Source organism: Lysobacter terrestris (assembly GCF_014489475.1).
Lineage (GTDB): Bacteria > Pseudomonadota > Gammaproteobacteria > Xanthomonadales > Xanthomonadaceae > Agrilutibacter > Agrilutibacter terrestris.
Genome location: NZ_CP060820.1, coordinates 1,140,840 through 1,159,403 on the forward strand (window position 1 = coordinate 1,140,840; position 18,564 = coordinate 1,159,403).

The 18,564-nt window shown below is 63.5% G+C and carries 12 protein-coding genes; 6 read left to right on the forward strand and 6 right to left on the reverse strand.

What is annotated here, in order from left to right:
* Positions 1–60 precede the first annotated feature (60 nt).
* A complete protein-coding gene (locus H8B22_RS05295; protein ID WP_187713059.1) occupies positions 61–987 on the forward strand; it encodes a hypothetical protein in 927 nt (308 codons plus the stop codon).
* 360 nt (positions 988–1,347) lie between these two features.
* Here H8B22_RS05295 and H8B22_RS05300 read toward each other — a convergent pair whose 3' ends face one another.
* The 6 genes from H8B22_RS05300 to glmS form a co-directional block, all read right to left on the reverse strand.
* Positions 1,348–2,172, reverse strand: coding sequence for a hypothetical protein (locus H8B22_RS05300; RefSeq protein WP_187713060.1), 825 nt, complete (start codon positions 2,170–2,172; stop codon positions 1,348–1,350).
* A gap of 388 nt (positions 2,173–2,560) precedes the next feature.
* Positions 2,561–5,641 (reverse strand): RNA-directed DNA polymerase, encoded by a 3,081-nt coding sequence (locus H8B22_RS05305; protein ID WP_187713061.1) that lies wholly within the window; start codon positions 5,639–5,641, stop codon positions 2,561–2,563.
* 59 nt (positions 5,642–5,700) lie between these two features.
* Positions 5,701–8,937, reverse strand: a complete 3,237-nt coding sequence (locus tag H8B22_RS05310; protein ID WP_187713062.1) for a type I restriction endonuclease subunit R — start codon at positions 8,935–8,937, stop codon at positions 5,701–5,703.
* 27 nt (positions 8,938–8,964) lie between these two features.
* Positions 8,965–10,182, reverse strand: a complete 1,218-nt coding sequence (locus H8B22_RS05315; protein ID WP_187713063.1) for a restriction endonuclease subunit S — start codon at positions 10,180–10,182, stop codon at positions 8,965–8,967.
* Positions 10,179–12,236 carry a class I SAM-dependent DNA methyltransferase gene (locus H8B22_RS05320; RefSeq protein ID WP_187713064.1) on the reverse strand — a complete coding sequence of 686 codons (2,058 nt, stop codon included), beginning with the start codon at positions 12,234–12,236 and terminating at the stop codon, positions 10,179–10,181. Before H8B22_RS05320 ends, H8B22_RS05315 begins: the two co-directional genes overlap by 4 nt.
* Before the next feature lie 327 nt (positions 12,237–12,563).
* Entirely contained in the window at positions 12,564–14,405 is a 1,842-nt protein-coding gene (gene glmS / locus H8B22_RS05325; RefSeq protein WP_187713065.1) for a glutamine--fructose-6-phosphate transaminase (isomerizing), read from the reverse strand.
* 265 nt (positions 14,406–14,670) lie between these two features.
* Between glmS and H8B22_RS05330 the strand changes: the two genes are divergently transcribed.
* The 5 genes from H8B22_RS05330 to H8B22_RS05350 are packed head-to-tail and all read left to right on the forward strand — an operon-like array spanning position 14,671 to position 18,564.
* Entirely contained in the window at positions 14,671–15,969 is a 1,299-nt protein-coding gene (locus tag H8B22_RS05330) for an efflux RND transporter periplasmic adaptor subunit (protein ID WP_187713066.1), read from the forward strand.
* Between the two features lie 2 nt (positions 15,970–15,971).
* Positions 15,972–16,208 carry a hypothetical protein gene (locus tag H8B22_RS05335; protein ID WP_187713067.1) on the forward strand — a complete coding sequence of 79 codons (237 nt, stop codon included), beginning with the start codon at positions 15,972–15,974 and terminating at the stop codon, positions 16,206–16,208.
* 37 nt (positions 16,209–16,245) lie between these two features.
* The gene (locus H8B22_RS05340; RefSeq protein ID WP_187713068.1) at positions 16,246–16,467 is read left to right on the forward strand and encodes a hypothetical protein; all 222 of its coding nucleotides are present in this window, start codon (positions 16,246–16,248) and stop codon (positions 16,465–16,467) included.
* 38 nt (positions 16,468–16,505) lie between these two features.
* Positions 16,506–17,231, forward strand: coding sequence for an ABC transporter ATP-binding protein (locus H8B22_RS05345; RefSeq protein WP_187713069.1), 726 nt, complete (start codon positions 16,506–16,508; stop codon positions 17,229–17,231).
* A gap of 19 nt (positions 17,232–17,250) precedes the next feature.
* On the forward strand, positions 17,251–18,564 hold the full coding sequence (locus H8B22_RS05350) for an ABC transporter permease (RefSeq protein WP_187713539.1): 1,314 nt from the start codon (positions 17,251–17,253) through the stop codon (positions 18,562–18,564).

Consider the following 18,564-nt stretch of genomic DNA (forward strand, 5'->3'; position numbering starts at 1 on the left):
CGGTTATCGACCCATCCTATTCTCTGGCAGACATAGCCATCACACTAGCGAGCAAACCCCATGGAAGACTGGCCGAAAATCGCCCCGAAGAGTGTTCGCTACATCAAGCTGGGAGAAGGTGGGGCTTGGGAGAAGGAGTGCATCGAGCAGGGGCTGCTCCAGTTCGGCACCGATAGTGGGAACCCCGAGACACTGCAATGGGCCGCGGAAGGACGTTGGAGCGAGCTGGCCGCATCCTGGCGGGCGGTGAAGTCTCAGGGAACGGCTACCCGCTTCACCAATGAGACCCGATCCTATTTCGAGGCCGGCCCCGAAGATCTATGGATCACATTCGTTGGTGAGCGCTTCTATTGGGGCTTCCTTGAACCGGGAGTGCCAAAACCCATACAACCAGATCTAAGCTCGGTTCGAAAGGTGAGAGGTGGTTGGCGCTGTGTCGATCGCGACGGCAAGCCGCTTCTCAAGTCGAACCTGCCAGGAAGCATTACAAGCCTTGCTGCCTACCGGGGCACGTCGTGCTCGGTGAAGGCTGCCGCCCATGTCGTACGCCGCATCAATGCGGAGCTTAGCGAAGAAGTTAAACGCGCCGAAGCGGTGCGTTCAGAGTTGATCGACTCGTTGGTACCGCTGATACGTCGCCTCGGTCCGCGAGACTTTGAGGTCTTGGTCGAACTCATCTTCGGAGCGAGCGGCTGGCGTCGAATTGATTCAACCGGCGGCACTCGGAAGCTCCTAGATCTTGATCTCGAACTACCCTCCACGGGGGAGCGCGCTTTCGTGCAGGTGAAATCGAGGACGAGTCAAGCCGAGTTTGAAGCCTACGCCCAGCAAAGAAAGGATGGGGTCTTCAACCGCATGTTCTACGTCTACCACACCGGCACCGCCACCACAGATGACGAGGCTATTACCGTGATAGAAGCGGCGAAGCTTGCCCGCATGACACTCGATGCAGGACTTACAGATTGGGTCATCCGAAAAGCCGAATAGCAACATTGAACAGACTCTCTGTTCTGGGTCGCACCGGACTTGAGGCTCGCCGCCCAATGTAGAAGTCCAGTCGCCGCTCGACCCGCATCCACATCGGCAAGGCCAGCAAGTATCCGCTGATGCTTCTCTTCATCCGACAGTTCTGACAAACGCGCCAGCAAATCGAAATCCGGTTGTTTCACGCTCAAGACTCCGCCCAGAGGGCCACTGCTTGGGACCGCCGCGCCTTGGTCAGCCGCCCAATTATGGCGAATTATTTTGTCGAGCATAATTTATGCTCGGAAACATAATTGTTCTAAATCAATGCATTAGCTCCTGCCGTTCGGGGCGAGCAATCGCATACGGCCAGAAGCGGACCTGCTAGACGATCTTGAATGCATCGGCGAAGCGGCTCGGCGTGCCACCAAGCATCGTCTCCAGATAAGCATATGGCCTGATTGCGTCGAGCCAGGCGAAATAGCTCGCTTCCGACACGTGCCTGCGCGCACCAGCCAGTACCGCCTTACAACGATCCGGGGACAACAAGGGCAGCGGCGACGGCGTTGGTTCGTAGACGCCGGAAAAGTCGCCCTTCAACACGTGCGCCCCATGCCACACAACGTTTGTCGACGGGTCGGAATCGAGGTCGGCCAGCTCCAGGACGCGCTCCACAAGCAAAGGATGGACCGCCAACAGCCAGGTGTAGAGCTGAGTGGTCCAGAGCGGGCAACGGATTGCGAATACCGAGTCGAGCCAAGCATCGAGCTCGTCGTCGATGAGGTACTTCGCGCAGAAGAACATGCCCGCCGAGAAGTCCCCGCATGCCACGCTCCACTCGAACGCAGCGCGCCTCCCGCCGGCGAACGGGTCCTCGGGCGCCGGGACCGCCAGCCGATCTCCCGTCCAGCGAGACGGATCCATCAGACAGCGACCCAGCGTCTGCCTAGCGTCATCGGCGAAACCTGGGTATGGCTCGTCGATGCGACGCGGATGCACGGCGATGAACGCAGCGACGAGGTGCTGGTACAGGCTGTCGAACGACCGCTCTGCGTGGCGTGGGACGAGCTGCGCCAGCAAGTAGCGATACCAGACGGTCCATTCGTCCATGGGGCCGAAACTGGAATTTCCAGACGCAATCTCTTCGAGCGGTCCGCGCAGTTCTTCGAGTGAAAGCTCCTCGAGGTTGCCGAGCAGCAAATCGAACATGCGCCGCTCCTCGCCCATGAACCACGCTTCGCCCATCGGTTCTGCAGGACGGCAGAAGTGGTCACGCATGCGCTGGATACAGCCGGCATGGAGTCCACTGCGTGGATGCCAAACGAAGGAGGGTGGAATCTGGGGTTGTGGAGGTTTGCGCGGCGTGGACATTCGGCGATTCTACCGGCCGCGTGGATACGTGACTCCAATACTCGAGGGCAGCTCCGGAATGTCCGCTCCGAGTCGCGAGCTGCCGCCTAGCCCGTGCCTGCTCCATCGGTGTCGCACTGCGTTGGGGGCGTAGCCCGCCAGTTCAACGCACGCACCGAAGTCCCAACACGACAAACGGTGGCGGAGTCGCGACGGCCGTACCTACTAAGGGCAGCCGGCACGAGGCCTAGTTCCAATCAGGCGGAAGCGGCCGCCACGCACCCGGCAGATCCTCTGTGAGCGTCTCCAGCGCTGCACGCGCTCCTACAATGTCTCGCCGATTCAGGGCGGCTCGAAGACGTTCGTACTTGTCCTTTGCCTGTTTGTCGCCGCCATGGAATGCAGCCAGGCTCGCCAACGGGACATCAACGTAGACGACATCATTGACATCGCGCTCTATGAGGCGACAAAGGTCACGCTCCCAGCGCTCAGCTCTTGGGGCCCATGCACGGCAGTCCGAATAGTGGCCATTGTTCGCGATTGCGATTACGGAGTGGAGCTGGAAGCCCACGGACTGAATGAGATGATCGTACGATGCCGTATCGGGATTCCAAGCGGGACAAAGTACAACCTGAACACGTCCGAGGAGGTCGGCAACGCGCCTTGCTTCAATCAGCTCGCTGCAGATGAGCACTGAGAACGAGCCCCACTCAGAGTGTATGACCGTCCGAGGGATTGGGCTTGCTATTGGGGGCCTGAACGAAACGGGACTTCGCAGCTTCGATAGAAGGCTCGCCTCCTCTCTTGCAGGCAAGCGCTTCGTCCACGGCCAGGCAGCAACCGACATGAAGGGTCCGGGCAGGACTGCGAAAACTTGGTTCGCAACGTATGGGTGCTTGTCGTGATGGATGTACTCGAGCCCGGCTACCAGGCCATATTGACCGGCCTTTACGACGTGATTTGCAACGGTCCTGAACCACTTTCGAGGCAGTGATAGTTCGGGAAGTACGAGCACCTCGGACGCTCTGCCTCGCGAAGCACGGGCCGCCTTATCGAGAACATCTGCCAGACCCTGCAACCTGTTTTTAGTCAGCAGCGGGGCTCCGAATGGACTCCCTGGAACACGTGTTGCGGCTGCTTTCCACGCGTCGTCATCAACGACCAGGTTCCCTAGGATAATGCGAGGCTCAGGCGCGGGCGAACCGACGGCAGCAGGTTTCTCGGCCGAGAAACGCTGGATCGATATCGTGCTTCGATCAATGACATTGCCAACAGCGTCGTTGTACTCGGTGCCACGAATGGCGTTGACAACTTTAATCAAGCTGTCGAACACCGAACTATCAAACCCTTGCTCTTCAACGCGGTATAGCCAACGTCGCGCGATGTCGAAGTACGACGGTGGACGCGTGCATAGAAAAAGGCGCGCGGCAGGCATCACCCACGGACGATCCCCGAGGTCTTCGCATCGCTGGATAAACTCATCGATCGTCGCCAAGCGTAACGACAGCTCCTGGTCTCGCACTAAAGAAGAGCGCAGCCAAGCACGGTCTACGTCCACGATCCGGCGGCTGGGGAGAGCATCGTCTTCGTGGTCACGAGAACGAAGGTCAGCAGAAGCGAGCTGCTCAGCGCGACGACGGAGCACAGTGGCTTTGACTTCCTTTGTCCTAACCCGTAGTCCGCCCGGAAACCGAGTTGCGATCTGCTTGGCGTCCATACCGATCGGAAGACATGAGCAGATGGCCTCAAGACGACGCTCGTGCAGATAGTTGCGTAGCCACGTCCACGGGCCAGCTCTACTGGGGTTGATCTCGCGCCCTCGGTAGTAGAGCCTAGCCGTCGTCGAGCGCAGTACTTCGACACTGCCCCATACGCGATCCATTCGCTTGCGAAGTTCAGTTGCCGACTTCCAGTCGCCAGTGCAGATCGCCAACTTGAGGAGGCGCAGGGAAACTTCGAGATCGTCTACCCAGTTACCCTCGGCGTCCAGAACGCGACCAACTCGCTCTAGACATCCCCTAACCAGCTCACGTGCCTCCTTGTGATCAATCAAGCTTGACACTCGCTCAAGAGAGCGCAAGCTCGTCGACAGTGCGAAGCGTTCAAGGCGAGCACGGTCAGCCTCCCGCAAAACTCGAAGGGGCGAACCTTCCGCATTACCGGCCCGAATTAGATGCCTAACGCCGTCACCAACGAGAGTCGAAGAATCAACAAAGGCTCGCCGTTCACTCAACGCCTTCGCAAAGTCCGATGCGACTGCCTCGACAAAATCGGCGCCGGGCACACCAGCCAAATGATGAACACGTACCTTAGTCTTCTGCAGCTGGAACTCGGAGCCAACGCGATTAAGCGCATCGACGTCCAGGCGAAGCACCTCGTCACCGTCGTCGTGCAATGGCAGGAATCGCCGCATCGTTTCAACTAGACCGCGCTCGTCGTCCGCGCGCGCAACTATCACCAAATCGTCGACGTATCTTCGGTAGCAAACTACCCCCGGGCGCGACGCGACGTGCCGATCTAGCGGGGCCAAGGAAAGGTTCGCGACTATTCGGCTTGTCAGTGCTCCGATCGGAACCCCGACGCTAATGGGCGTCGCGGCGCGGCTCGTCGCTAGTTCATAGAACCGCGCGTATGCGCGAAGCAACGAGGCCGTCGCACTCCTGTACTCGTCAACAACGGCTTGTGTGGCCCCAGCGGCCTGCAGCTCAGATACGAGCGCGCTGCTGAGCATGAATGAAGGATCAATGGTGTCATAGAAGTTTGCGAGGTCTCCACTGACGATAAGTGTCTGCTCGCCAAGCTCTAGATTGCTCCTTGCCGCATTAAGGGGTGCGGCACGAAACTGCTGGTAGCGCTTTGGCCAATACTCGAACAGCCACCGTCGATGCGGGAGCACCTGTCGCTCGCGAAGGTCAAGCCGGTAACCCAGGACATCATCTGAGAGAAGAGAATCAAGAAGCCCGCCAAAGCGCCACAAGTAGAGCACTTCTGCAATTGCAAAATCGGGATGAGGGGTTATGCGAAGCTGGACGTCAATGGGTCGTGAGGCAGATTTTTGCCGTGTCGACCCGATCCAGATGACGCCATCACCTTCATCCTGATTGGCGTGGAAACGCTTAGGTACAATCCATACCTCCCCGATCTGAAGCCTGTCGAACCATCTTCCTTTCGCGAGCTTGGCCTGAAGTGCCTTCAGATTCTCAGGGAGGTTTTGCTCGTATGCCGCAAGTTCGATAAGGCCGACGCCACGCTTCTCGAAATATAGCGCTGCCTTTGCCTGGCGGAATGCGAGGTAGAGTTCTGCAATAGTTGGAGTCGACGAAGCCATCAACAGCGAGTCCTATGTCCGTTTGTGGTCGATCGGCATCCCTACTGCTGCCCGATGCTTCAATTACTGAAAACAGGTGACGGCAGGACTTGGTATGCCCGCCAGACGTGCTGGTACACCGCGTCGGTCTTCGCTTCCACGTCCTGCTCGTCGTAACTATCCACCGGCAAGCCGGTGGCGTCTGCGTACAAGAAGTCGTGGATGGTGACGCGTACGGCATCCCGGTTGCCTTCGGTTGCCTGCCAATCTGCAATCTCGGCGAGTCGCGCCTTAAGCGTTGCCAGTAAGCCCTGGGAGACCTTCTTGAGCTTCTCGATACCGGCCTTGTCCAAATCCGGCTTGCGCAGGAGATCGAACAGCGCCAGTGTCTCCTCGTCCAGGCCGAGTTCAACGGCGCGCTGCTCTTCCTCGCTCATGGCCTGGACCAGCAGGGTGAGGTGCTGGAAAGTCGCTTCGATCGTGGCGCGATCCTTCTCCCGGTTGTACTCAGCCACGATCGCCTCGTAGCGCTCCTGCAGGTCCTTGCGTAGCGGATTCTGGGCTAGCAACCTTGCTAGCCTCGACTCGATGGCGGCTTTCAGGCTCTGGACCGTAGTCTGCTTGCGCTTGCTGCGCTGGAATTCCTTGAGCAGCTTGTCGAAGTCGATCTTGCTGATGTCGAACAGGCGATCGGCGACGTCCTTCACACCGGAGTCTTCCGTTCCCGTATTCCCTGCCTCTGCCGTCACGATCGCCTGATCCACCTCGTCGCGCAGTGCTTGCAGGATGTGGCTGATGTCGGCGTGCACGATGTCGTCGCGCAAACTCTTGTAGACGATCATCACCGCGTCCACCCGTGCACGCCGCTCATTCACGCCTGCAACATGGACGGAGGCCTTGAAGCGCGTCTGGACCGCGCGCGCCATCAGTTCGAAGCGCTTGCGGGTTTCGTCGCTCTCGTTGATCGACTCCTTGGTGTCCAGGATCGCTCGATTGCGCTGGAATCCGCTGGTTTCCAGAATCTTGGAAAGCGGCACGCCGCGCTTGTCCAGCCAGATGGACGTCTCCGCAAGCGCGCCATCCAGCAGTTCCAGCAGACGCTCTTCCGGCTGGGCCGGATCCGTGCCCTCGCCACCGGTGTTGCCATCGCCCTTGGTCCCGGCAAACGTGGCCAACGCGCGACGCAGGTTCTTCAGGATGCCGCAGTAGTCCACGACCAGGCCGTTGGTCTTGCCCTCGGCCACGCGGTTGGCGCGGGCAATAGCCTGCATCAGGGTGTGGGCCTTCAGCGGCTTGTCCAGGTACAGCGTGCCCAGCGTCGGCACGTCGAAGCCGGTCAGCCACATGGCGCAAACTATGGCGACGCGGAACGGGTGGTCCGCCTTCTTGTAGGCGTCCTCCATGCTCAAGGGTTTTGGTTCGCCTGGTACCACCCAGCCGTCCTTGATCAGCCTGCGGTGCGGCGTAATGTCCAGGCCCAGCTTGCGGAAGCGCTCGACCTCGCCCTGTTCTTCGCTCACCACCACCGCAAACCGAGTGTCACCCATCCACTGGAGCTGGCGCGTGCGCTGGGCCAGTGACTGCTCGTCGGTGTCCCGGTTGCGTTCGAGCGTCAGCGCATGGATGTGCTCGGTCCAGTACTTCTCGATCAGCCCATGCATGCGCACGCAAGTGGGCTTGTCGATGCAGACGAACATCGCCTTGCCGCTTTCCCAGCCTTCGGCGTAGTGCTTGACGAAATCCCGGGCGATCCGGTCCAGGCGTTCGCCTGCGGTGATGACGTGGTAGTCGCGACCCATGGCCTGTTCCAGCCGGCGCTGCGCGTCCGGGTCGCCGGCCAGTTCGTCCTCGAACTCCGCCAGCTTGTCGGCGATGCGCTGGTTCAGGTCGTCGGTAGCGACCTTGAGTTTCTCACCGCGCGCGTCGTAGTACAGCGGCACGGTGGCGCCGTCGTCCACGGCGCGCTGGAAGTCGTAGGTGGAAACGTAGTCGCCGAACACGCGGCGAGTGACCTCGTCGTCACCCATCAGCGGCGTACCGGTGAAACCGATGTAACCGGCATTGGGCAGCGCGTTGCGCATGTTTAACGCCAGCGTGCCGTACTGGGTGCGATGCGCCTCGTCGCTGATGACAATGAGGTCATCGCGCTTGGAATACGGGTCGTCCGGACTGACTTGCTCGTTGAACTTCTGCACCAGGCTGAACACATAGCCCTTGTGCTGGCCCAGTAGATCCTTGAGGCCGGCGCCGCTGACGGCGCGGCAGTCCTCCTTCTCGCCCACTACGCCGCAGCCCACGTAGGTGCCGTAGATCTGGCCGTCCAGGTCGTCGCGGTCGGTGACGATGAGGAAGGTGTAATTGCCGCCGATGCGCCGGTGCACCTTGCGGGTGAAGAACAGCATGGAATAGCTCTTGCCGCTGCCCTGCGTGTGCCAGAACACACCCAGCTTGCCCAGGTTCTGCTGCCGGTTGCCCACCGCACGGATGGCCCGATTCACGCCCAGGAACTGGTGGTTGCGGGCCACGATCTTGATGGTCCGATCGCCCGCGTCGTCGAACAGGATGAAGTTCTCGAACAGGTCCAGGAAGTTGCGCTTGTCGCACACGCCCTTGAGCAGAGTCTCCATGTCCACCACGCCGGGCTCGGCTTCTTCCAGCCGCTTCCAGTTGTGGAAGTGCTCGTACTTGCCGCTCAGCGCGCCGACCTTGGCCTCGCTACCGTTGGCCAGCAGCAGGAAGGCGTTGTGGTGGAACAACTGCGGCACCGTATCCAGATAGTCCTTCAGGTTCTGGTCGTAGGCCTTGCGTAGGTTGCGGTGGATGTTCTTGCATTCGATGAACAGCAACGGGATGCCGTTCACGAAGCCGATGATGTCCGGGCGGCGGCGATACAGGTCGCCCTTGACCCACAGTTCGCGCACGGCCAGAAAATCGTTGTTGTCTGGGGTGTCGAAATCGAACACCCGCAAGGTGCTCGCATCCAGGCGGCCGTCGTCCTTGCGGAACTCGACCTTCACGCCGTCGCGCAGCAGGCGGTACTTGTCCCGATTGGCCGTCATGCCACTCTGTCCGGCGCCAATCTCCACGATCTGGCGCAACGCATCCTGGTAGGCCACCAGCGGCAGACCCGGATTCAAGGCCATGAGCTTCTCGCCCAGGATTCGGGTCAGCACCACATCCTTTTCGCTAGCGCGGCCGAAGCTGCCCTCCGGCCCCAGCACTTCGGTGTTGTAGGCGTATTCGGACCGCCAGCCCAGCACGTCGCGCAGATAGTCCGCGGTGGTTTGTTGGACCAGCGTGTCTTCGTTCAAGGCCATGCGAAAGATCCCCCCTGACGCAGCCTATCAAACCACCACTTCGCCGCTCATCAGGCGGGGGAGTAGGAGGTCGCGGGCTTGGATGAGCTTGCCTACCTGTTTCTGCAGGTTCGACCGAAGCTCATAGTTGCCGGCAATTGCCTCGTCGAACTCGCTCTGCAACGTGATTGGCGGAACAACTACAGGCAATGCGCAGAGACTCCTTCTCGAAATGCGTAAACGTGTAGTCCCTGTTGCGTGCTGCGTGGCTAGTTCGAGACTTGCCCTAGAGTTCAGGTGCTGAAGCAAGAAATAGGGCGTAACGCGCGAACGATCGGGTCTGACTATTGCCACGTCAACAGCCGTAATCATTCGCCATGGCATCTCCGTTGCCAACCATGCGCGACCAATCGGGTCCGGCATTCTCGAAACTAAAATATCCCCCGGGCAGACTTCTCGACAGTTGAGCCTTCGAAAAGTCTCGCCAGTAACGTATCTGAAGTTTCCAGTCTCGACGAACGAATCAACGCCGATATTTGATACCTGCAGGAGCCGGTAGTCGTCGCCGCCCTGATCCTTTGACTCAATCCAATCGCCATCTTCAACGTACTCGCAGGAATCACGTAGCGTCAGACGATTCCACCCCTCCGGTACGCCCTCCACGATCTTGACGTGCTCGTGGCCGGGGTAGCGCAGGTGCACGAACCATTCGCGGTACAGCAGGCGGGCGGATTCTTCCAGCAACTTGATGCGGCGGTGGTTGTTCTCGATCAGGTCGTCATAGGCAGAAAGTAGATCGGCGATGCGTTTCTGCTCCGGCTTCGCTGGATACGCGACCTCAACCTTGGCGAGGTTCTGACCGGGAAGGTGCTTAATGGTCGCGCCAGTGAACAGCCCGCTGAAACCATCATTCCGTCCCTTATGCAGGAACAAGTAGTACAGGAACCGGTAATCCAGCTCTTCATTCGGACGAATCCGGTGAATGGCTTTTTGGATCATCATTCCCGGCACTTCGTCCTTCCAGATCGCGCAGCGGCCAGGCTCGCCACCCTCGCACATGACGATGTCTCCGTATCTCAAGCCATAGCGATCCAGCTCATGGGGCTCGAATCGCATTTCCCGAAGATCATCCAGCTCGAACGCACCCCAGCGAACATTCACGTTCGCCAGATAGGGCATGGGCTCCCCTCTGTTCTTCTTCGCATCAAGCATCTTGCCAAGACACAACTCTGCCACTTGCGCGAGCGGCTTACGGGTCCAACTCACGCACCCAACTCCTCAAAGTTGCGCGCGATCTTCGTCGCCAGCGCCACCGCTTCCTCGTTCAAGCCCTTCAGCTCGATATGGATATCGCGCAGCGCGGCCTCGAAGTCGAAATCCTCGTCCACCTCCTCCGGTGCCACGCCCACATAGCGGCCCGGCGTCAGCGACCAGTCGTTGGCCTCGATCTCGGCCCAACTGACCAGCTTCACCAGCCCCGGCACATCGCGCAGCTCGGCATCGGGGAAGCGCTCCTGCAACCAGAGCGCCTGGCGATGGAAGTAGCGCACCGGCTTCAACGCGTCGACTGCGGCCTTGCGGGCTTCGTCCGCGGTCTTGCGCAGGCGGCTCAGTTCACGACCCTTGCCTTCGCTGCTCAGCGCTTCCAGCGCGTGGCCGGCCAGCTTGTGCAGGTGGTCTGCGGCCTTGACCAGGTCGCGGCTGGTTTCGGCCAGCGGCGCCAGGCGTTCGCTGGCCTTGTGCAGGGTGGCGTTGCTGGCGTTCTCGGCGATTGGTCTCGCGGCCTGCTGTTGCACGACCTTGGCATACGCGGCTACGTCCGCGACAAGGGTCGCCAGCGCCTCGTCCATCGCACGTTGCGCGGCCTGCGCTTCCGGTTCACCGTTCTCATCGGCAAGCCGGCCCACAGCCTCGGCCAGCGCGCGCCCCCGCTCCAGGTAGTCGAGCAGCGGATCAAGACTGGCCTGCGCGTTGACAATGGCTTGGCCCAAGTGCTCCCGCAACAGCGAGAGAAAGCGGTCGGACTGGCCGCGATACAGCCAGACAATGCTGGTCAGGTTGGCCAGTTGCTCAGGGCTGAAGTCGTAGATCTTGCGCGTCACCTTGCGGTACACGTTGCGCGCATCCAGCATCAGCACGCGGTCGCGGTGCTGCTCGGGCTTGGCCTTGTCGAAGAACCACAGCTCGCAAGGCACGGTGCGGGTGTAGAAGAAATTACCGCGGATGGCGACCATCACGTCCACATGCCCTGTTTCCACCAGCCTGCGGCGCACGGCGGCCTCGTCCCTGCCGGCGCTGGACGCCTGCGAGGACATCACGAAACCGGCGCGGCCCCGCACCGACAGGTAGCTGTAGAAGTAGGAGATCCACAGGTAGTTGCCGTTGCTGACCTTGCCCTTGTTGTTGACGCCGGGCAGGCCGAACGGCAGGCGCGGGTCCTTGCGGACCTTTTCGGCGTCCACCTCGTCCACATTGAACGGCGGGTTGGCCATCACGTAGTCGGCCTTGCCCAGCAGTTCGTGCGGGTCGGCGTAATAGCTGATCGCCTCGGCGATGTTGCCCTGCAGGCCGTGCACCGCCAGGTTCATTTGCGCCAACTTGATGGTGGTGGCGTTCTTCTCCATGCCGTAGAAGGTCAGCGCCTTGGTGGGGTCGCCGTGGTTGCGCTCCACCAGGTTGGCGCTCTGCACGAACATGCCGCCGGAACCGCAGGCCGGGTCCAGCACGGTGCCGCGCGCCGGCTCGATCAGGTTGGCGATCATCTGCACGATGGAGATGGGGGTGAAGAACTCGCCGCCGTCGTGCGCGCCCTGGTCGGCGAACTGGGTGAGGAAGTATTCGTAGATGCGACCGAAGATGTCGCCGTGGGCGGTCTTCAGTTCCTCGGGGTTGAGCTTGCGCAGTAGCTCGCCCAAGTCCTGATTGGCGATCTTGTGGTACTCGGCCTTGGGCAGCACGCCGCGCAGGGCGTCGTAGTCGGCTTCGATGCCGTTCATGGCCGCGATGATGGCGGCGGCGCGGTCGGCCGAGTCCGGTAGGCTCACCAGGTGGTCGAACTGCGCCTCCGGCCGCAGGTAGATGGCGCCCTGCTGGCCGAAGTCTTCCTTGGTCAAGGCTCGGGTCTTGCCACCACGGCTGGGGAGACCCGCCTCGATCGCCGGCTTGACCGCCAGGTAGCGGCTGTAGGCATGGCGCAGGAAGATCAGGCCCATGACCGGCATGAAGTATTCGTTGCTGGCCAGGCCGGAGTTGGCGCGCAAGAGGTCGGCGGCGCCCCACAGGCGCTTTTCGATGGCTTCGATGTTCTGGAGTTGGCTCATGGGGCCATTTTGGCAGGGCCCTGCATGGAAGCACCAACTATTGAATGCCGACCCTGCCGCAGCCTCTCGGACAACTCAGCCCCAAGCGCTCAGGGCTATCACCACGAGGGGCAGCCTAAGCGTTGGCCCGACGTGTAGCCGGAACCTGCTCGGACTGGATCTGTCGCGGTGACATAGGGGATGACCCGGTGGATGCCCCCCTTTATTCCCCGTCCCTCTGAGCAATTGGACCAACTATTGTTGGCCCCACCGCCTCTAGTTGAACCAACTATTACCTGGTTGGACCAACTATTACCAAACACCAAAAAACCACCAGACCGCCGCGGATCACTCCACCGTGACCGACTTGGCCAGGTTGCGCGGCTTGTCGACGTCGGTGCCGCGTGCCAGGGCGGCGTGGTAGGCGAGCAGCTGCACCGGGATCGCGTGCACGATCGGCGACAGCACGCCGACGTGGCGCGGGGTGCGGATCACGTGCACCTGCTCGGACTCGCCGAACTGGCTGTCGGCGTCGGCGAACACGAACATCTCGCCGCCGCGCGCGCGCACCTCCTGGATGTTCGACTTCACCTTCTCCAGCAGCGAGTCGTTCGGCGCGATCACCACCACCGGCATGTCGCTGTCGACCAGCGCGAGCGGGCCGTGCTTGAGCTCACCGGCCGGGTAGGCCTCGGCGTGGATGTAGGAGATCTCCTTGAGCTTGAGCGCACCTTCCAGGGCGATCGGGTAGTGCACGCCGCGGCCGAGGAACAGCGCATGCTGCTTCGGCGCGAAACGCTCGGACCACGACACGATCTGCGGTTCCAGGTTCAGCGCGTGCTGCACGCTGCCGGGCAGCTGGCGCAGGTCCTCGAGGTAGCGCGCTTCCTGCGTCGCGTCCAGGCGCCCGCGCAGCTTGGCCAGGGTGCAGGTCAGGGTGAACAGCGCAACCAGCTGGGTGGTGAAGGCCTTGGTCGAGGCGACGCCGATCTCGGCGCCGGCGCGGGTGTAGTAGACGAGGCGGCTGGCGCGCGGGATCGCGCTCTCGGGCACGTTGCAGATCGACAGCGTGCGGTCCTGGCCGAACGACTTGGCGTACTTCAGAGCCTCCATCGTGTCGAGGGTCTCGCCCGACTGCGAAATGGTGACGACCAGCTGCTTCGGGTTCGCCACCACGCTGCGGTAGCGGTACTCGCTGGCGATGTCGACGGCGCAGGGCAGGCCGGTGATCGCCTCGATCCAGTAGCGCGCGGTCAGCCCGGCGTAATAGCTGGTGCCGCAGGCAAGGATCTGCACCGCCTCGATGTCGCACAGCACCGCTTCGGCGCCCGCGCCGAACAGCTCGGCCGAGAAGGCGTTGTTGTCCATCACCGCCTCGATGGTGTCGGCGATGGCGCGCGGCTGCTCGTGGATTTCCTTCTGCATGAAGTGGCGGTACGGGCCCAGCTCCAGCGACGCCAGCGACACGTCCGACACGTGCACGTCGCGTTCGATCGCGCGGCCTTCGCCGTCGAAGATGCGCACCGCATCGCGGCTGACTTCGGCGGTGTCGCCTTCCTCGAGGAAGATCACCCGACGCGTGGCCTGCACGATCGCGGACACGTCGCTGGCGACGAAGTTCTCGCCCTCGCCGAGGCCGACCAGCAGCGGGCAGCCCATGCGCGCGGCGACCAGGCGCTCGGGTTCCTTGCGGCTGACCACGGCGAGCGCGTAGGCGCCGTGCAGTTCGCGCACCGTGGCCTGCAGCGCACCGAGCAGGTCGTCGCCGCCCTGCAGGTGGTGGTGGATGAGGTGGGCGATGACTTCGGTATCGGTCTGCGATTCGAACACGTAGCCGAGCTGGCGCAGGCGTTCGCGCTGCTCTTCGTGGTTCTCGATGATGCCGTTGTGCACCAGCGCGACACCGTGGCTGATGTGCGGGTGCGCGTTGGCTTCGGTGACGCCGCCGTGGGTGGCCCAGCGGGTATGGCCGATGCCGAGGCGGGCGCTGAACTGCTCGGCCTGAGCGGCGTTCTCCATCTCCGCGACGCGGCCGGTGCGGCGCACGCGGCGCACTTCGCTCGCCGCGCCCGCGCCATCGACGACGGCGATGCCGGCGGAGTCGTAACCGCGGTATTCCAGGCGCTTGAGGCCTTCGATCAGGACGGGGACGACGTCGCGATTCGCGATAGCACCAACAATGCCGCACATGGAGGGGGATTCCGCTGGAAATAGGCGTGCAGTTTACCGGCTCCGCCATGGGCGCCTGAATGCGTCGCGCGCACCACAGCCGTTGCAGCGGTGATGCCATACCCACGCCAGCCGATGGCCGCCGCTGTCCGCGCGGACACCCTCGCGCCCGTCCGGACAGTGCGGACACCCGGACGGCGCCGATAAATCCATTGAATTTCAAATAGTTAAAGTTGGCACGCGTCCTGCTTATAGGAGATCAGCACCCTCTCCCAGACGCCCGCACATGAGCATCCGCGACACCTCCGCCCAGGACCGGCCCCTCCACGGCGACAGCACCAGCGCTTCCGCCCGCACGCTGGCGCCGCGCCGCCGTCGCATGCTGGTCGCGGGCGTGGGCGCCGCCGGCCTGGTCGTCGTGGTCGGCTGGCTGCTGGCAGGCTGGACCGCCGGCGCGCGCTCCTTCGATGCCTCGCGCCTGCGCATCGCCAGCGTGACCCGCGGCGACCTGGTCCGCGACATCTCCGCCGACGGCCGCGTGATCGCCGCCAACAGCCCGACCCTGTACGCGATCGCCGGCGGCACGGTGACCCTGCAGGTCGTCGCCGGCGACCGGGTGAAGAAGGACCAGGCGCTCGCCGAGATCGACAGCCCCGAGCTGCGCAGCCGGCTCGCGCAGGAACAGGCCGCGCTCGCCGGGCTGGAGGCCGAATCCAGCCGCGCCGTGCTCGACGCGCAGATCACCCGCGCCAACGCCCGCAAGCTGTTCGACCAGGCGCAGATCGACCGCCAGGCCGCTCAGCGCGACCTGGAGCGCAACCAGCGCGCCTTCGAAGGCGGCGCCGTGGCGCAGATCGACGTGGCGCGCTCGCAGGACACGCTGAAGAAGGCCGACCTCGGCCTGGCCAGCGCCCGCAACGAATACGGCCTGCTCGGCCAGGGCGCCGGCCTGGACATGCGCAACAAGCGCCTGCTCGCCGATCGCCAGCGCGCGGTGGTGACCGAACTGCAGCGCCAGGTCGACGCGCTGACCCTGCGCGCGCCGTTCGACGGCCAGGTCGGCCAGGTGATGGTCGCGCAGCGCCAGAACGTCGCGATCAACGCAGCGGTGCTGAGCGTGGTCGACCTGTCGGTGTTCGAAGTCGAGATCAAGGTGCCCGAGAGCTTCGCCCGCGACCTCGCCATCGGCATGCCGGCACAGGTCACCGGCCCCAGCGGCACGCTCGCCGCGGAGATCTCCGCGGTGTCGCCGGAAGTGGTGAACGGCGAAGTCACCGGCCGCCTGCGCTTCAAGAACCAGCAACCGCCCGCGCTGCGCCAGAACCAGCGCATGAGCGTGCGCATCCTGCTCGACACGCGTCGCAACGTGCTGATGGTCGAGCGTGGTCCGTTCCTCGAACAGGGCGGCGGCAACAGCGCCTGGGTGATGGACGGCAGCAGCGCGGTGAAGCGTCCGGTCCGCACCGGCGCCAGCAGCCTGGGCGCGGTCGAGATCCTCGGCGGCGCGAAGGAAGGCGATCGCATCGTGGTGTCCGGCGCCGACGGCTTCGGCGAATCCGAAAAAGTCCGCATCACTGGAGAATGATCATGAGCACCCATGCCAATCCGGCTTATCCGTCGCATGACTTCCCGCGGACCTGGTCCGCGCTGGACCTCGCCGACGCCGTGCCGCTGCGCCTGTCCGAGCGCATCACCCTGGGCCTGGTCGGATTCACCGCCCCGGTCCTCGCCGCCAATTCGCCCTTCGCCGCGCAGCCCGCGCGCAAGTGGCACCGCCACTACCTGCGCAGCGCCGAGCTGCCCGCCTTCGTCCGCGTGCGCTGAGCAACGGCGCGCGCGACGCCCCCACCGGAGAAAGTCGATGAACACGAAATCGCCGCAACCGCCGTCCCCCGCTGCCTTCGCGCCGCAATGGACGTCGCAGGAACTCGCCGATGCGGTGCCGCGCCCGCTGTCCGAGCTGATCACGCCGGCGCTGGTGCAGTTCGCCGCGGCCCGTGAGGCCGCCAACGGCGTCGCGCTGTCGCCGTGGGCGTTCGACTGGCGCCGCCGCGACGACCTGCCCGCCTTCCGCGTGCGCTGACCCGCCCCATCTTCGAACCGACCACAGGAATCCCCGCCATGCTGCACATGCAAGCCGTCACCAAGGTCTACCGCACCGAACTCGTCGAAACCCACGCCCTGCGTTCGCTCGACCTGCACGTGCGCGAGGGCGAGTTCGTCGCCGTCACCGGGCCGTCGGGCTCGGGCAAGACGACGTTCCTCAACATCGCCGGCCTGCTCGAGGAATTCACCGGCGGCACCTACACCCTGGACGGCCATGACGTGCGCGGTCTGTCGGACGATGCACGCAGCAAGCTGCGCAACCACAAGATCGGTTTCATCTTCCAGAGCTTCAACCTGATCCCCGACCTCAACCTGTTCGACAACGTCGACGTGCCGCTGCGCTATCGCGGCTTCGCCGCTGCCGAGCGCAAGCAGCGCATCGAGCAGGCGCTGGGCCAGGTCGGCCTGGGTTCGCGCATGAAGCACTACCCGGCCGAGCTGTCCGGTGGCCAGCAGCAGCGCGCGGCGATCGCGCGCGCACTGGCCGGCACGCCGCGGCTGCTGCTCGCCGACGAACCGACCGGCAACCTCGACTCGCAGATGGCGCGCGGGGTGATGGAACTGCTGGAGGAGATCAACGCCGCCGGCACCACCATCGTCATGGTCACCCACGATCCGGAGCTGGCCGCGCGCGCGCAACGCAACGTGCATATCGTCGACGGCATGGCGACCGACATTTCGGTCGAATCGAGCCTGATGCGTGCCCGCGACCTGGCGGCCGCCACCGTCGAATCGAACTGAGGCCGCGACCATGGCGACCATGCTTGGCTACTACTTCAACCTCGCCCTGCGCAGCTTCAGGCGCAACAAGGTGCTGACCGCGCTGATGGTGCTTGCCATCGCGCTGGGCATCGGCGCGGCGATGACCACGCTCACCGTCTACCACGTGCTGTCCGGCGATCCGCTGCCGGGCAAGAGCCAGACGCTGTTCTATCCGCAGATCGATCCGCGCACCAACCAGGAGTTCCGCCCGGGCGAAGACCCGCCGGACCAGCTGACGCGGCTGGACGCCGAGGCGCTGCTGAAGGCCAAGCGCGGCGACCGCCAGGCGCTGATGACCGGCGGCGGCGTGGCCGTGCAGCCGCAGCGCGCGGACCTGCTGCCGTTCTCCGCCGATGCGCGCTACACCAGCGCCGACTTCTTCCCGATGTTCGACGTGCCGTTCCTGTACGGCAGCGGCTGGAACGCCGCCGCGGACGAGGCGCGCGCACGCGACGTGGTGGTCTCCAGGGCGCTCAACGAGAAGGTGTTCGGCGGTGGCAACAGCGTCGGCAAGACCCTGCGCCTGGACGGCACCGACTTCCGCGTCGTCGGCGTGCTCGACAAGTGGCGCCCGGTGCCGAAGTTCTACGACCTCAACAGCAGCCGCCACGGCTACGGCGAATCCGAGCAGCTGTTCCTGCCGTTCTCGACCTCGCGCGACCTCGACCTGGCCCGCAGCGGCAACATGAACTGCTACGACAACCGCGTCGAAGGCCTGAAGCCCACCGACGTCGGCGCGCCCTGCGTGTGGATGCAGTTCTGGGTGCAGCTGGACACGCCGCAGAAGGCGCGCGACTACCAGGCGTTCCTCGAGAACTACTCCGACCAGCAACGCGCCGCCGGCCGCTTCCAGCGCCCGAACAACGTGCAGATGCGCGACCTGATGGGCTTCCTGCGCGACCAGAAAGTCGTGCCCGACGACGTCAACCTGCAGATGTGGCTGGCGTTCGGCTTCCTGCTGGTGTGCCTGCTCAACACCGTCGGCCTGCTGCTGGCGAAGTTCATGCGGCGCTCGGCGGAGATCGGCGTGCGCCGCGCCCTGGGTGCATCGCGCGGCGCGATCTTCGCGCAGTGCCTGATCGAAGCGGTGTCGGTCGGCCTGGTCGGCGGCGTGCTCGGCCTGGGCCTGGCGGTGCTCGGCCTGTGGGCCGTGCGCCAGCAGCCGGTCGAGCACGCCGCGCTCGCCCACCTCGACCCGACGATGCTGGCGACCACCTTCGCGCTCGCCGTGGTCGCCAGCCTGTTCGCCGGCGCCCTGCCCGCGTGGCGGGCGTGCCAGGTCACGCCCGCCATCCAGCTCAAGACCCAGTGA

Excerpts from the sequence above, each read along its gene's own strand:
- H8B22_RS05340 (WP_187713068.1), top strand. The coding sequence starts at position 16,246 with ATGAACACGAAATCGCCGCAACCGCCGTCCCCCGCTGCCTTCGCGCCG.
- H8B22_RS05330 (WP_187713066.1), top strand. The coding sequence starts at position 14,671 with ATGAGCATCCGCGACACCTCCGCCCAGGACCGGCCCCTCCACGGCGAC.
- H8B22_RS05300 (WP_187713060.1), bottom strand. The coding sequence starts at position 2,172 with ATGTTCGATTTGCTGCTCGGCAACCTCGAGGAGCTTTCACTCGAAGAA.
- H8B22_RS05295 (WP_187713059.1), top strand. The coding sequence starts at position 61 with ATGGAAGACTGGCCGAAAATCGCCCCGAAGAGTGTTCGCTACATCAAG.
- H8B22_RS05310 (WP_187713062.1), bottom strand. The coding sequence starts at position 8,937 with ATGGCCTTGAACGAAGACACGCTGGTCCAACAAACCACCGCGGACTAT.
- H8B22_RS05350 (WP_187713539.1), top strand. The coding sequence starts at position 17,251 with ATGCTTGGCTACTACTTCAACCTCGCCCTGCGCAGCTTCAGGCGCAAC.
- H8B22_RS05335 (WP_187713067.1), top strand. The coding sequence starts at position 15,972 with ATGAGCACCCATGCCAATCCGGCTTATCCGTCGCATGACTTCCCGCGG.
- H8B22_RS05305 (WP_187713061.1), bottom strand. The coding sequence starts at position 5,641 with ATGGCTTCGTCGACTCCAACTATTGCAGAACTCTACCTCGCATTCCGC.
- H8B22_RS05320 (WP_187713064.1), bottom strand. The coding sequence starts at position 12,236 with ATGAGCCAACTCCAGAACATCGAAGCCATCGAAAAGCGCCTGTGGGGC.
- glmS (WP_187713065.1), bottom strand. The coding sequence starts at position 14,405 with ATGTGCGGCATTGTTGGTGCTATCGCGAATCGCGACGTCGTCCCCGTC.
- H8B22_RS05345 (WP_187713069.1), top strand. The coding sequence starts at position 16,506 with ATGCTGCACATGCAAGCCGTCACCAAGGTCTACCGCACCGAACTCGTC.